At 67.8% G+C, this 12,913-nt stretch carries 16 protein-coding genes; 7 read left to right on the top strand and 9 right to left on the bottom strand.

What is annotated here, in order from left to right; translation table 11 throughout:
- The first annotated feature begins 67 nt into the window (after positions 1 to 67).
- A complete protein-coding gene (locus BVC93_RS33040; protein WP_157516863.1) occupies positions 68 to 208 on the top strand; it encodes a hypothetical protein in 141 nt (46 codons plus the stop codon).
- Between the two features lie 62 nt (positions 209 to 270).
- Here BVC93_RS33040 and BVC93_RS11360 read toward each other — a convergent pair whose 3' ends face one another.
- The gene (locus tag BVC93_RS11360; protein ID WP_083737254.1) at positions 271 to 1,101 is read right to left on the bottom strand and encodes an LLM class F420-dependent oxidoreductase; all 831 of its coding nucleotides are present in this window, start codon (positions 1,099 to 1,101) and stop codon (positions 271 to 273) included.
- Positions 1,102 to 1,172: 71 nt separating this feature from the next.
- Between BVC93_RS11360 and BVC93_RS11355 the strand changes: the two genes are divergently transcribed.
- A complete protein-coding gene (locus BVC93_RS11355; RefSeq protein WP_083737253.1) occupies positions 1,173 to 1,742 on the top strand; it encodes a TIGR03086 family metal-binding protein in 570 nt (189 codons plus the stop codon).
- A gap of 19 nt (positions 1,743 to 1,761) precedes the next feature.
- On the top strand, positions 1,762 to 2,766 hold the full coding sequence (locus BVC93_RS11350; protein ID WP_083737252.1) for a PHP domain-containing protein: 1,005 nt from the start codon (positions 1,762 to 1,764) through the stop codon (positions 2,764 to 2,766).
- Here the strand turns inward: BVC93_RS11350 and dinB are convergent.
- A complete protein-coding gene (gene dinB / locus BVC93_RS11345) occupies positions 2,753 to 3,928 on the bottom strand; it encodes a DNA polymerase IV (RefSeq protein ID WP_236950429.1) in 1,176 nt (391 codons plus the stop codon). The genes BVC93_RS11350 and dinB overlap by 14 nt on opposite strands.
- Before the next feature lie 75 nt (positions 3,929 to 4,003).
- A complete protein-coding gene (locus tag BVC93_RS11340; protein ID WP_083737250.1) occupies positions 4,004 to 4,633 on the bottom strand; it encodes a TetR/AcrR family transcriptional regulator in 630 nt (209 codons plus the stop codon).
- 78 nt (positions 4,634 to 4,711) lie between these two features.
- Here BVC93_RS11340 and BVC93_RS11335 point away from each other — a divergent pair, with 78 nt between their 5' ends.
- A complete protein-coding gene (locus tag BVC93_RS11335; RefSeq protein ID WP_083737249.1) occupies positions 4,712 to 6,184 on the top strand; it encodes a flavin-containing monooxygenase in 1,473 nt (490 codons plus the stop codon).
- Here the strand turns inward: BVC93_RS11335 and rraA are convergent, their stop codons facing one another.
- The 6 genes from rraA to BVC93_RS11305 form a co-directional block, all read right to left on the bottom strand.
- The gene (rraA, locus tag BVC93_RS11330) at positions 6,185 to 6,664 is read right to left on the bottom strand and encodes a ribonuclease E activity regulator RraA (RefSeq protein ID WP_083737248.1); all 480 of its coding nucleotides are present in this window, start codon (positions 6,662 to 6,664) and stop codon (positions 6,185 to 6,187) included.
- Between the two features lie 23 nt (positions 6,665 to 6,687).
- Entirely contained in the window at positions 6,688 to 7,089 is a 402-nt protein-coding gene (locus tag BVC93_RS11325; RefSeq protein WP_083737247.1) for an Rv3852 family protein, read from the bottom strand.
- Between the two features lie 92 nt (positions 7,090 to 7,181).
- Entirely contained in the window at positions 7,182 to 8,105 is a 924-nt protein-coding gene (locus tag BVC93_RS11320; protein WP_236950324.1) for a CopD family protein, read from the bottom strand.
- Positions 8,102 to 8,677, bottom strand: a complete 576-nt coding sequence (locus tag BVC93_RS11315) for a copper resistance CopC family protein (protein ID WP_083737245.1) — start codon at positions 8,675 to 8,677, stop codon at positions 8,102 to 8,104. The genes BVC93_RS11320 and BVC93_RS11315 overlap by 4 nt, the downstream gene beginning before the upstream one ends.
- Before the next feature lie 37 nt (positions 8,678 to 8,714).
- Positions 8,715 to 9,206 carry a hypothetical protein gene (locus tag BVC93_RS11310; RefSeq protein ID WP_083737244.1) on the bottom strand — a complete coding sequence of 164 codons (492 nt, stop codon included), beginning with the start codon at positions 9,204 to 9,206 and terminating at the stop codon, positions 8,715 to 8,717.
- A 15-nt stretch (positions 9,207 to 9,221) separates the two neighbouring features.
- Positions 9,222 to 9,878, bottom strand: coding sequence for a DUF6474 family protein (locus BVC93_RS11305; RefSeq protein WP_083737243.1), 657 nt, complete (start codon positions 9,876 to 9,878; stop codon positions 9,222 to 9,224).
- Positions 9,879 to 10,087: 209 nt separating this feature from the next.
- Here BVC93_RS11305 and BVC93_RS33935 point away from each other — a divergent pair, with 209 nt between their 5' ends.
- The 3 genes from BVC93_RS33935 to BVC93_RS11285 are packed head-to-tail and all read left to right on the top strand — an operon-like array spanning position 10,088 to position 12,894.
- On the top strand, positions 10,088 to 11,293 hold the full coding sequence (locus BVC93_RS33935; protein WP_157516862.1) for a hypothetical protein: 1,206 nt from the start codon (positions 10,088 to 10,090) through the stop codon (positions 11,291 to 11,293).
- A gap of 21 nt (positions 11,294 to 11,314) precedes the next feature.
- Positions 11,315 to 11,806: an ImmA/IrrE family metallo-endopeptidase gene (locus tag BVC93_RS11290; RefSeq protein WP_083737240.1), complete on the top strand. Its 492-nt coding sequence runs from the start codon at positions 11,315 to 11,317 to the stop codon at positions 11,804 to 11,806.
- The gene (locus BVC93_RS11285; RefSeq protein WP_083737239.1) at positions 11,803 to 12,894 is read left to right on the top strand and encodes a hypothetical protein; all 1,092 of its coding nucleotides are present in this window, start codon (positions 11,803 to 11,805) and stop codon (positions 12,892 to 12,894) included. The genes BVC93_RS11290 and BVC93_RS11285 overlap by 4 nt, the downstream gene beginning before the upstream one ends.
- Positions 12,895 to 12,913: the final 19 nt, after the last annotated feature.

Below are 12,913 nucleotides of genomic sequence, written 5' to 3'. Positions count from 1 at the left end.
TTTCCCGTGGGCGCTGCGGTAGCATGAGCCCCCGGTTCAGCTATTTCCGATCGCAGGAGTGATAGCGATGCACGTCAACCCGATAACCCGGTCGCGGGTGGGGCGAATCGCCTGGTCATTGTTCCGCCATCCCGTGAAGAGCCGAGAATTCCCCGCCAAGCAGGAGCGTCTGGTGACCGCCGACGAACTGCTGCGCTACGGCGTCTGACCCCGGGCGCGCGCCGTCCGTGGGCGGTGGTCAGTTCTTCTTTGCTCGTTGTTATCGGATTGTTATCCGCGGAGGGCCTCGGCGAGCGGTTCCAGGATCGCCGGGTCGTGCTGTGGCAGATAGATGATCGCCAGATCCAGTCCCTCGGCGCCCAGGGCGGCAGCCTCGTCGACCACCCGCTGGTAATCCCGGTCCTCGCCGAGGCGCACGTGGGCCGAGAGCATGATCTCCGCCGGGTCGCGACCGATGTCAGCGCAGTGTGACGCCAGCACATCGCGTTTGCGGGCGAACTCCGCGGGCGTTCCGCCGACGAAGTTCCAGTGCTGGGCGTACTTGGCGGTGATCTTCAGCGTGCGCTTCTCACCGCTGCCGCCGATGCAGATCGGCGGATGCGGCTGCTGCGGGCCCTTGGGCTCGTTGCGGGCATTGCGCAGCTGGTAGAACGTGCCGTCGAAATCGGTGGTCTCCTTGCTGAGCAGGCTGGTGAGCACCTCGCAGGCCTCTTCGAAGCGGTCGAAGCGTTCCTTGATGGAGCCGAGCTCGATCCCGTAGGCGCCCGATTCCTCCTCGTTCCAGCCGGCCCCGATCCCGAGGTCCAGGCGGCCGCCGGAGACGATGTCCAGCGCCGAGGCCATGTTGGCCAGCACCGCGGGATGCCGGTAGTGGATGCCGGTGACCAGCACCCCGACCCGCAGCCGTTCGGTGGCCTGCGCCAGCGCGGTCAGCGTCACCCAGCCCTCGAGGCAGGGGCCGGTGGGATCGGAGAAGATCGGATAGAAGTGGTCGAAGGTCCACCCGGACTCGAAGACGTCGATACCGTCGGCGGCCTGCCAGACGGACAGCATCTCGGCCCAGGTGGTGTTCTGTGGGGAAGTCTTGAACGCATATCGCACGTCCACCGACGCTAGTCCTGTTTTCTGGCAGTGCGCGATGAGATCGCCGCCCTGCCGCGGTCGGTACTTCCATGATCGATCTCAGTCATGCCTGCCGCCGCACCGCCGACGTGCTGGCAGATGTCGCAGACCAGCACCTCGACGGGCCGACGCCGTGTGCACTCATGACCGTGGGCGACGTGGTGGCCCACGTCGGCATGCTCTCGGTGGCCTTCGCGGCCGCCGCGCGCAAGGACCTGGGTCCGTTGACCGACACGTCCCCTGACGACCAGCCGGCGCAGCTGACCCCCGGCTGGCGGCTGACGTACCCCGAGCACCTCGCGGAACTGGCGCGGGCGTGGCAGAACCCGTCCGCGTGGGAGGGGATGACTCGAGCCGGTGGCGTGGACCTGCCGGGGGACGTGGCCGGGTCGGTGGCGCTGGCCGAGGTGGTGATCCACGGCTGGGACATCGCGCGCAGCATCGGCCGCCACTACGACGTGGACGATGCGACCGCCCGGGCGTGCCTGCAGCACCTCGCGGCGTTCGACGACGCCGGCACCCAAGGACTGTTCGGGCCCGCGGTGGCCGTCGACGAGGCGGCCCCGGCGCTGGACCGGATCGTCGGACGCAGCGGGCGCGACCCTCAGTGGTGTCCCTGACCCGGGGCAGACTGGAGCCATGGACCCTGTGACTGCGCTGCGGGAGATCGCGTTCTACAAGGACCGGGCCCGCGAGGAGTCACGGCGGGTAATGGCCTACCGCAACGCCGCCGACGTGGTGGAGAACCTCTCCGAAGCTCAGCGCGAAAGGCACGGCGCGGCCAACACCTGGCAGTCGCTACCGGGTATCGGACCCAAGACAGCGGTGGTGATCGCCCAGGCGTGGGCCGGCCGGGAGCCAGACACCTTGGTGGAATTACGCGCTGCTGCAGGCGATCTGGGCGGAGGCGAGATACGTGCGGCTCTGCGGGGCGACCTGCATGTGCATTCGAATTGGTCGGACGGGTCGGCACCGATAGAGGAGATGATGGCTACCGCTCAGCGGCTGGGCCACGAGTACTGCGCCCTGACCGACCACTCACCGCGGCTGACGGTGGCCAACGGGCTGTCGCCCGAACGGTTGCGCCACCAGTTAGACGTCATCGACGAGCTGCGCGAGCGGTTCGCGCCCATGCGGATCCTGACCGGCATCGAGGTTGACATCCTCGACGACGGCTCCCTGGATCAAGAACCCGAATTGCTCGAACGCCTCGACATCGTGGTGGCGAGCGTGCACTCGAAGCTGAAGATGGATGCCGCGGCGATGACCCGCCGGATGGTGCGCGCGGTGTCCGAAGGGTATGCCGACGTGCTGGGGCACTGCACTGGGCGGCTGGTCACCGGCGGTCGCGGTACCCGTCCGGAATCGCAGTTCGACGCCGAGAAGGTGTTCACGGCGTGCCGGGACCACGGCACCGCCGTCGAGATCAATTCGCGCCCGGAGCGACGCGATCCGCCGACGCGGCTGCTGCGGCTGGCACTGGACATCGGGTGCCACTTTTCGATCGACACCGATGCGCATGCGCCGGGTCAGCTGGACTTCCTGGGCTATGGCGCCCAGCGGGCTCTGGACAACGAGGTGCCGGTGGAACGGATCATCAACACGTGGCCGGCGGAGAAGCTGCTGGAGTTCACGGCAGGGTAGGCATCTCCAGTCCCGGGTCCCGGCCCACCAGCACCCCGCGGGTCAGGGAGGAGTTTCCGAACTTCTGCCGCACCCGGTCCACGGCCGAGTCCACCGCCAGCAGATCCGGCGTGCTGTCGAAGTTCAGCTCGAGCTGCTGGGCCCCTTCGGTGTCGATGTTGGAGACGGCGAAACCCACAAGGGTGAGCCCACGCTGACGGATCAGCGGCGCCGCGCCGGACACCAGTTCACGGGCGGCAGCAAGAATGGGCTCCGTACTACCGGTCGCCCGCGGCAGGGTGTGCGAGCGGGTGACACGGCCGAAATCATCGAACCGCAGCCGCAGCGTGACGGTGCGGCCGGTGCGTTGGGCGCCACGCATTCGACGGGTGATGCGGTCGACAAGGTTGACCACCACAGCGTCGATCTCGCTGTCGGACATGGTGTTTCCTCGTCGACCCAGCGCACGCTGCGCACCGACGGAGCGCCGGCGAACGCCGGTGACGACGCGGCGCCGGTCGATGTTGCGTGACAGGCAGAACAACTGGTGGCCCATGGCGGCGCCCACCATCGCGGCCAGGGTGGACTCGCCGAGCTCGGCGACCTGCGCCACGGTGTGGATGCCGTGGGCCCGCAGCTTCTCCTCGGTTTTAGCACCCACACCCCACAACCGGCGCACCGGCAGCGGGTGCAGGAACTGCAGCTCGTGCTCGGGCGTGACCAGCAGCAGTCCGTCCGGCTTTGCCTCCTGGCTGGCCACCTTGGCGAGGAACTTGGTGCGGGCGATGCCGACGGTGATGGGCAGGCCCACCTCCTCGCGCACCCGTCGCCGGAGCACGGCCGCGATCTGTACCGGGTCGCCCGCGGTGCGTCGCAACCCGCCGACGTCGAGGAACGCCTCGTCCACCGACAGTGGCTCCACCAGCGGGGTGGTGTCCCGGAAGACGTCGAACACCGCGGCGCTGGCCTGGGAGTAGGCCGACATCCGCGGTGGCACCACCACTGCCCCCGGGCAGAGCTGCAGCGCCTGGCGTCCGCCCATCGCGGTCTTGACGCCGTACGCCTTGGCCTCATAGCTGGCCGCCAGCACCACCCCGCCGCCGACGATCACCGGCCGCCCGCGCAGGGTCGGGTCATCGCGCTGCTCGACGGATGCATAGAAGGAGTCCAGATCGGCATGCATGATCGTGGCGGCCTCCAACACGAACACATGTTCGCATCAGAGGCCGACAGGTTTACGGGATCTGGCCGTAGATGTTTACGGGATCTGGCCGTAGATGCTGTTCAACCAGATGTGGGTGAGGGTGTCGACCAGTCGATCCCGGGACACGGCCAGCTCTTCATCGGCCAGCGCGGCGACCATCACACGTTCGTTCATCTCGTTGAGCGCGGTGGCCAGGTCGCGGGCACCGATGGTGTCCGGTGCGGCTCCCCGGGCGCGTTCGGCTTCGATGATGGCCGCGGTCTGGCCGATCCATTTCTCCATGAAGCGGGACCACAGTGCCCTCACTTCCGGGGATGTACCAACGGCTTCGGCGGCCGCCTTGCCGAGCACCGGATCGGAGGCGAACGCCTCGAAGAAGGTGTTGATGCCGGCACGTAGTGCCCGACGGGGGTCGCCGGGCAGGGTCTTCATCGCGGGGAAGCCGGTGTCGGCGCGCTGGATCATCGGGTCCAGGAGCGTGAGCAGTACGGCTTCTTTGGACGGGAAGTAGAAGTAGAACGTCGGCCGGGACAGCCCGGCACCTCTGGCCAGGTCATCGACGGAGATGTCGGCGTAGGACTTCTCCGTCAGCAGGCGGGTGGCGGTAGCCAGGATGGCCTGCTCGCGGTCCTCACCGGTGGGGCGGGAGGAGCGGCGGCCGCGCGGCTTGCTGACAGTGGTCACATACTCGGACTTTACAGGGTGTCGAAACTTTCGACAGGGTGTTGACTGCCTCGACACCCCGTTGATACCTTTTGACATATGACCGAATTTGTCGATGTTGTCATCGTCGGGGCCGGAATTTCCGGAATCAGCGCCGCCTGGCACCTGCAGCAGCGCTGCCCAGGCAAGAGCTTCACCATCCTGGAGGCCCGCGCGGACATGGGGGGCACCTGGGACCTGTTCAAATACCCGGGCATCCGGTCGGACTCGGACATGTTCACCCTCGGCTTCCGCTTCAAGCCGTGGACGTCGGCCAAGTCCATTGCCGACGGCGCATCGATCCTGGCCTACCTCAAAGAGGCGGCCACCGAAAACGGTATCGACAAGCACGTGCGGTTCAACCACAAAGTGGTGGCCGCCGACTGGTCCGACACCGAGAACCGCTGGAACCTGACGGTCGAGACCGACGGGCAGCAGAAGACGCTCTCCTGTGGCTTCCTGCTGGCCTGCAGCGGCTACTACAACTACGACCAGGGTTACTCGCCGGAGTTCCCCGGCGCCGAGGACTTCGCGGGCACCATCGTGCATCCGCAGCACTGGCCCGAGAACCTGGATTACACCGGCAAGAAGGTCGTGGTCATCGGCAGCGGCGCCACCGCGGTGACACTCATTCCGGCACTGGTCAATTCGGGCGCCGGCCACGTGACCATGCTACAGCGCACCCCCACCTACATCGGGTCGCTGCCTGACATCGATCCGGTGGCGGAGAAAGCCAACAGGTACCTGCCTGCCAAGGTGGCGCACATCATCAACCGATGGAAAGCCATCATCTTCAGCACCACGCAATACCAACTGTCGCAACGCTTTCCGTCGTACATGCGCAAGACCCTGCTCACCATGGCTCAGCGCAGGCTCCCCGAGGGCTTCGATGTCGAGAAGCACTTCGGCCCCGACTACAAACCATGGGATCAGCGTCTGTGCCTGGCGCCCAACGGTGATCTGTTCAAGGCCATCCGCAAGGGCAACGCCGACGTGGTGACCGACACCATCGAGCGGTTCACCGCACAGGGCATCCAGCTCACCTCCGGTGAACATCTCGATGCCGACATCATCGTCACCGCAACAGGATTGAACATCCAGTTCTTCGGCGGGGCCCAGGTGCTACGCAACGGCGTGCCGGTGGACCTCGCGCAGTCGGTGGCCTTCAAGGGGATGATGCTCTCGGGTCTGCCGAACGTGGTGTTCACCTTCGGCTACACCAATGCCTCGTGGACCCTCAAGGCCGACCTCACCTCGGAGTACGTGGCCAAACTGCTGAACTACATGGACGCCCACGGGTACGACACCGTGGTTCCCGAAGAGCCGGGTGAGGGGGTGGAGCGCAGGCCGTTCGTCGATCTGTCGTCGGGCTACATCTTGCGCGCCATCGACCGGCTCCCGAAGTCGGGTTCCGAGACGCCGTGGCGGCTCAAGCAGAACTACTTCGTGGACCTTCGGGTGATCCGGCAGGGCAAGGTCGACGACCCCGCCCTGCACTTCACCAAACACCGTGTGCCGGTGGAAGTTTCCTGATCACGGCGTGGTGACGACGATCCCGTCGTCATCGCTGTAGGCGATATCGCCAGGGTTGAACGTGACGCCGCCGAAGCTGACGGCGACGTCGCGCTCACCCGCACCGGTCTTGGTGCTCTTGCGCGGATTGGTGCCCAACGCCTTGATGCCGATGTCGAGGGTGCGCAGGGTGGAGGCGTCGCGGACGGCGCCGTTGACGATCAGTCCCGCCCAGCCGTTGGAACGGCCCAGCTCGGCGATCAGGTCACCGACCAGCGCGGTGTGTAGCGACGCGTCCCCGTCGACCACCAGCACCGACCCGTCACCCGGCTCGGAGAGCACGGACTTCAGCAGCGCGTTGTCCTGAAAACAGCGCACCGTCACCACGGGACCGGCGAAGGTGTCGCGACCCCCGAACTGGCGCAGCTGCAGGTCGCAGCTACGCACGTCGGAACCGATTTCGTCGACCAGATCAGCGGTGGCGCGGAAAGTCACAGTCACGGGTGAATGCTAGCGCCGCCCGGTCAGTGCGAATTACGGCGCAGCTGACGCACCACCAGCACCGCCAGCAGGCTGACCAGGACCGCCACCACGATGGGCAGCGGCGAACGATCCCGTTGCGCGGGTGCCGCCACGCTGTCGGAGGCCTCTTCAACTGTGGACTTGGCCTGTGCCGCCACCTCTTTGGCGCCGACGGTCACCGCCTCGGCGGGCGCAGCCGGTGGCGGCGGCGGAGGAACGGCCTTCTTCGCGGGAGCTTTCTTCGCGGGTGCTTTTTTGGCCGGTGCCTTGGCGGGTGCCTTTTTGGCCGGGGTCTTCTTCGCCGGAGCCTTTTTGGCCGGGGTCTTCTTGGCCGGGGCCTTTTTGGCAGGGGGCTCCGGTGCACCTTCTGGGTGCTTCTCGGGTGGCTCCTGCGGGTCGGCCATCGGACTGCTCCTTAATGTCATCTGCTCCAGACGCGTGTCATCACGACCGGCAGTGCCCCATCATGCCAGGTGGGGCCGCGGCGACAACGGGGTCAGCCGGTCACTGTCAACGCCGCGGCCAAGGTCAGAGCCACCGCCATCACCGCCAGCTCGATCAGCGACTTGCGACGTGATGCCTGTGCGCTGATCCGATGCGAAGTCGCCGACGGCACCCAGGTGGCCCGGTACCGCGCGGCCAATGCCACCAGCACCGCCGTGGCGATCAGCTTGGCCACGAGGATCCGACCATAACCGGTGGTGACCAGCTCCGAGAGCGTCCCGATGCGCGTCAGGGCGCTCACGGTGCCACCGACCACCAGGACGGACACGCACAGCAGCGACAGCTGGGAGAACGTCGGCAGCACCCTGGCCCACTGACCACGTGAACGCACGGTCAGTGCCAATGCCGTGAGCACGCCGCACCAGACGGCCGCCGCCAGTGCGTGCACCACCACGGCGGTAGCGCTCAGAGTCCCTTCGGCTAGATGTCCCGTCACCGCGCGGGCCGCCAGACCGGTGGCCGCCGCACCGGCGGCGGCCAGGCGGACCGCCGGTGACGGACGCAGCAGCATGGCGGTGGCGGCGATCGCGGCCGCTGCCAGGAGACTGAGCACACCGGAGCGGCCGGCGGAGGTCAGCGTCGCGAAATCCCAGGTGGTCTGCGCGGACAGCTGGCCTACGGCCACGTCGGCGGCCTCGGCGGCGCCGAGTGTCAACCGCACCAATTCGGCGATCAGCCAGATGGCCCCGGCCGCCACCAGCGGTGTGGAAGCGCGGGCCATCAGCTCGTCACGGAAGCGGTGCCCGTCGAGCATCTGCACCGTAGCCAGGCCGAGTGCCGTCACTGCCGCTCCATCGGCGACCGCGCGGACCGCGGCAGCCGACGGTGACAGCAGTGGCTGCGCCAGCAGCCAAGCTCCGGCCAGCGTCACTGCGACCACACCCGCGACAGCCACCGCGGTGCGGACGACGGTCACGACCGGCGCCGTACCGCCCACAGTGCACCGCCGGCGACGATCAACGAGGCACCAAGAACGTAGGGCCACACCGGTGACCCACCGGCGCTGTCCGGCGGAGTGGGCACCGGCTCCTCAATGGCCGCGGGCGTGGGTGTCGACGCGGCCGGTGTGGTCGCAGGGGTGGCGCTCGAAGCGGGCTCGGTGACCGTGTACCCCCACGAACCGGACACCACGTGCCCGTCGGCCGAGGTGGCACGGTAGTTCACGGTGTACAACCCGGCTGGACCGCCGGGCAGGACGGCGATCCCGAGGGTGGCCCCACGGACCTCGACCTCACCCTTGCCCCACTGGCCGCCGTCTGGACCGACGACCGTCATGGCCGCGAACGCAGGCTGCATCGCCTCGTTGAAGGTCGCGGTGACTCGCTGTGGATGGGTGGGCACGGTGGTGTCCGCGGCCGGGTCGGACGACACCAACGCGGCGTGCGCCGAAGCGGGGGCAGCGGTGAGAAAGGCGAAGGCGCTCGCCAGAAGAAGAGCGGAGGTCGCGGCGCACAGTGCGCGCAGCGCCGACCGCGATGCGGTTGTCATGGGGTTGAACTTTCTGGTCAGAGGTGTCGGGGCGGCGTCAGTACGCGCGCGCCGGCGGACCCCGATGCGTCAACGACGCTGCCAGTAACCGAACGTGTTGCAGTGGTTGATGATCGACGCGCAGCTGCAAGATGTGCGGCGCGTCGGCCGGCACTTGCACCGCGGTGGTGCACCGACGAATCGCACGGGACAGGACTCGGCCCAACTGCTGCGCCAAAATCATCAGCGCGGCCCCGACTGTGACTGCGACAGCGTGGCTGAACAACATCAATTGCCAAGGCGCGGTTGCTGTGTGGTGGACATGGCCGACGGCTGCCAGAGCCAGGTGCCCAGTCGCTTGGCCGAGGGCCAGGATCACCGCCAGATGGCGGTCAGCAGACGCACCCGCAACCAAGCCCGTCGCAACGGCCAGCACCGCCAGCAGTGCAACTGCCCCACCGGTGGGCCAGCCGCCACCGGCCAGTGCGTGCGCCGCCACGGCCAGCGCCGCGGTGAACGCGGCGGCGGTCGACGCCTTGAAACGGGACACGGCAGGGGTGTGGGTCTACAACACGCCCAGGCGGGCCATCAGGTCGGCATCGATGCCGTCGAGTTGCTCGGCAATGGCCGCATGGGCAGCGCGGCGGCGGGCCGTCGGCATGGACTCCGCGGCAGTCACCGCAGCAGCGAGGTCGGCGAGCCGGTCACCGATAGCGGTGACGAACTGCTTGGTTTCGGCGTCCTTGGGCTTTTTCTCCGCCACGCTGCGCAGTGAGCGCTCTGCCCCGGCGATACGTGCCGACAGTTGCCCACCGTGGCCGGAGAACTGGCCGAGCTGGCTCAGCGGCACCCCGAGACGGTCTGCGCGGCGCTCGTCGAGCAGACCACGCGCCGACGTCGCCGCCCGGTAAACGATGGGCACCAGAATCGGAGCCAGCAGCCTGGTGACGGTGAGAGTGCGACGGATGCGGGCCGGCGACAACAGCTTGCCTTCGCGGGCCGCCTTCAGCTCGGCCTCCGCGATGCGCAGCGAGTTACGCTCGCTGTCGCGTTGAGAACGCAGTTGTGCCTTCAACGAGCGGGTTTCGGCCCGCTGGGCCGACTTGATGCGCCGCTTCTCGTTTTTGGCGTCGAGCTTGGCTTCGAGCTTTGCCTTCGCCTTGATCGCTTTGGCCTCGGCCTTGCGCGTGGCACGGCTCTTTCGCTTGGTGAACAGGCCCATACCTGTCGCCTCCCGGTGCTGTCGTCGCATATCGCGGTCGATGCCGCGAGTCCGGATAAACCCTATCGCCTACCCCGGCGGCCCGAATTACGACCTGCGGATATGCGAGAATGGGTCAAAGTTCGGAGCGGACGCCGAGTGGTGGCGAGCGCAGCCGCAAGGCGTCGGCGTGACGAATCGGGATGAGTGTGGACGGGTCGCGAGTGCGCATGGCTGCGATCGGCGCTGCGCTTGCAGGCGGTTTGCTGATCGGCGGAGCAGGTGGCTGGGGTGCTTCGACCGCCCTGGCCAGCCCGGGTCATCACGACAACGGCGCCGGCTCGGATTCCCGCGGCCCGGACCGGCCGGGTAGGTCCGGGGACGGACCCGCAAGGCCAGGTGGCAAGCCGGACCGGCCCGGCAAGCCGGACGGACCGGACAAACCCGGCAAGCCGGACAAACCCGAGAAACCCGACAAGCCGGACCGGCCCGGCAAGCCGGAGAAACCCGACAAGCCAGACAAGCCCGACAAACCAGACAAGCCGGGTGGCGGTCATGGGCCGGGGGGACCAGGTGACGGTCATGGGCCGGGCAGGCCAGGTGATGGCCATGGGCCGGGCAGGCCCGGTGATGGCCATGGACCCGGCGAGCCCGGTGATGGCCATGGACCCGGCGAGCCCGGTGATGGCCATGGGCCGGGCAGGCCCGGTGACGGCCATGGGCCGGGCAGGCCCGGTGACGGCCACGGACCCGGTAGGCCCGGTGACGGCCACGGACCGGGCAGGCCAGGTGACGGCCACGGACCCGGCGAGCCGTGTGGAGAAGGGCCGGAGGAACCCAACGAACCCGAAGAACCAGGCGGTAACCCCGGACCCGGCAACCCGTGGCCGGGGAATCCACCCACCAGTGGTGGGGGAGGCAACTGGGGAGGTAACGGCGGCGGTAACGGTGGCTTCCCGGACGTGCCGCGCGAGTCCTTCCCTGAGGTCAGCGACCCATTAGCGGCCCCGGAAGCTCTCGATGCCGGCCTCGGGGGACTGGCCGGCCTGACCGCAGCTCCGGCACCGATCGCCCCGCCCGTCCTCGTTGTGCCGATTCCGATTCCGGCGCCGATTCCGGCCGCGGTTCCGGCGCGCCCCACACCACCACCTCCGGACACTGAACCTCCAGCACCCCGGCCCGTCCAGCCCGAGCAGCTTCGGCCGGCGGTATCGGCGCCCGCCGCCGGTCCGGTGCGCAACCCGTTGCCGGAGGGCTTCCGCGCCGGTTACCCGCAATATCTGAGGTCAGCCAAACTCACCGAGATAGCAGGCATTGCACTTCCCGGTGTAGCGGGCATAGTGGCCCTAACGGCGGCAGGGGGATTGGTCGGATATCGCCAGGCGAAAGCCGGCCACACCATCCGCGCGGCGGGGACAGCGCGCTTCCTGCAATAACCATGTCGGGGAGGGGGTGACATGTCGGCGGACAGACGCGTGACCAAAGCGGTCAATGACGTGCTTGCGCTGGCTCCTCGGCGTGGGGAGGTGTCATTGGCCAGGCTGATCGCCGCGGTGAGCAGCGACCGTGGCCGCCCCATCGAAATCGAACTGGCCGACCTGCCGGCGGGCGTCTGCGGGCAGTGGCGGCAATACGTCGATCACGATGTCTTCCTCATCCAGCACGGGCTACCGACATGGCAGCGCACCTTGGCCCACGAACTCGGTCACCTTGTACTCGGCCATCAAGGCATGCCCGTGGCGGAAGCGGCCCGCCAGGTCACCGAAGCGGCCAGCGATGACCTCATCGGCTACATGCTGAACCAGCGCACCGGCTGCATGGGCCCCAACGGCGCCGACGCCGAACAGGAGGCCGAGGACTTCGCAGCGTTGCTGATCTACCGGTTGGGCCGGATGCCCTCGGACAGGTCCTCGATTGTCCAGGTGCGGCTCGGAGAGGCGTTTGGTTGACCGTCTGGGTGATCGCCGGCCTGCTCAGCCTCGCGACCGGAGTGCGCATCGGTTGGGCCCTGGTCAACAAACAGTCTCTGGTCAGCACAGCCATGATCGTCGCGCTGGGCAGCCTTGCGTTGGTGGCTGCCCTCAATTGGTCGCCACTGACGCTCCTTCTGGACACTGTTCTGCACTGGCCCAACGTCTCTATGGGCCTGAGCCAGGTGGCTCTGATCGGGTGCGCGGCGGGTAGTTGCGTGATGATCACCACGGCCGCGTCCACCAGGCATCCGGCGGTGACGCGGCGCATCGCGATGGTCCAGTACGGGGTGGCCGGCGTCATCGCGGTGGTGACACTGGTGCTGTTCTTCACCCGTGGTCAGCAGCCGGAGATGTCTCCCGAGGAGTACCTGGCACGTAACCTCGGCACACCGAACCTGTCGACCTCGTGGCTGCTGCCCCTGCTGTACATACTGTTGGCGCTGACGCTGGTGTCGTGGGCGGGGATGCGCAACTCCAGCCGCAGCCGCAGGGGCCGGGCCTTGTTCGTCTTCACCGTCGGAATCGTGCTGATCCTGCTGGCCAGCGCGTTCTTCATGATGCAGGCATTCGGCAACACGCAGCTGGTCGGCATCGGCTCCGCGGTGACGCTGCTGGCCACCGCCATGGCGGTGGTGGCGGCGGGTTCGCTGCTTCCCACCGTCGAGGACTGGGTCGCGAGCCGACGTGAGCTGAGGCTGATCGGGCCGCTGCTGGCTGAGTTGGAGCACAGGCAACCCGACGTCGGCATCGGGGAGCGACCGCGTGGGCCACTGGTGTTCCGGGTGGCCGAGCAGCTGTCGTTGATCTCCGACGCGCTGTTCCTCGAAGCGACGGCCGCACAGCTCGCCCGTCGTGGTGACCGGAACGACCACGCGACGGCACCCGAAGACATGTCGCCGACGCAGCAGGCACAGGCCATTGCACGGTGGATCCACGGAGGTCCCGACGCATTTCCCGGCCTGGGCACGCTCCGGCAGCCGGAGAGTTACTCCGACCGTGAGTGGATCATCGAGATCGCACGCCAGTACCGCGACATGAAGCGTCAGACGGAAGTGCGCGCCTAGCTCCTAAGCCGACTCCTTC

The sequence above is a fragment of the Mycobacterium sp. MS1601 genome, from assembly GCF_001984215.1.
Taxonomy (GTDB): Bacteria; Actinomycetota; Actinomycetes; order Mycobacteriales; family Mycobacteriaceae; genus Mycobacterium.
This window is presented reverse-complemented; position numbering and strand designations above follow the sequence as displayed.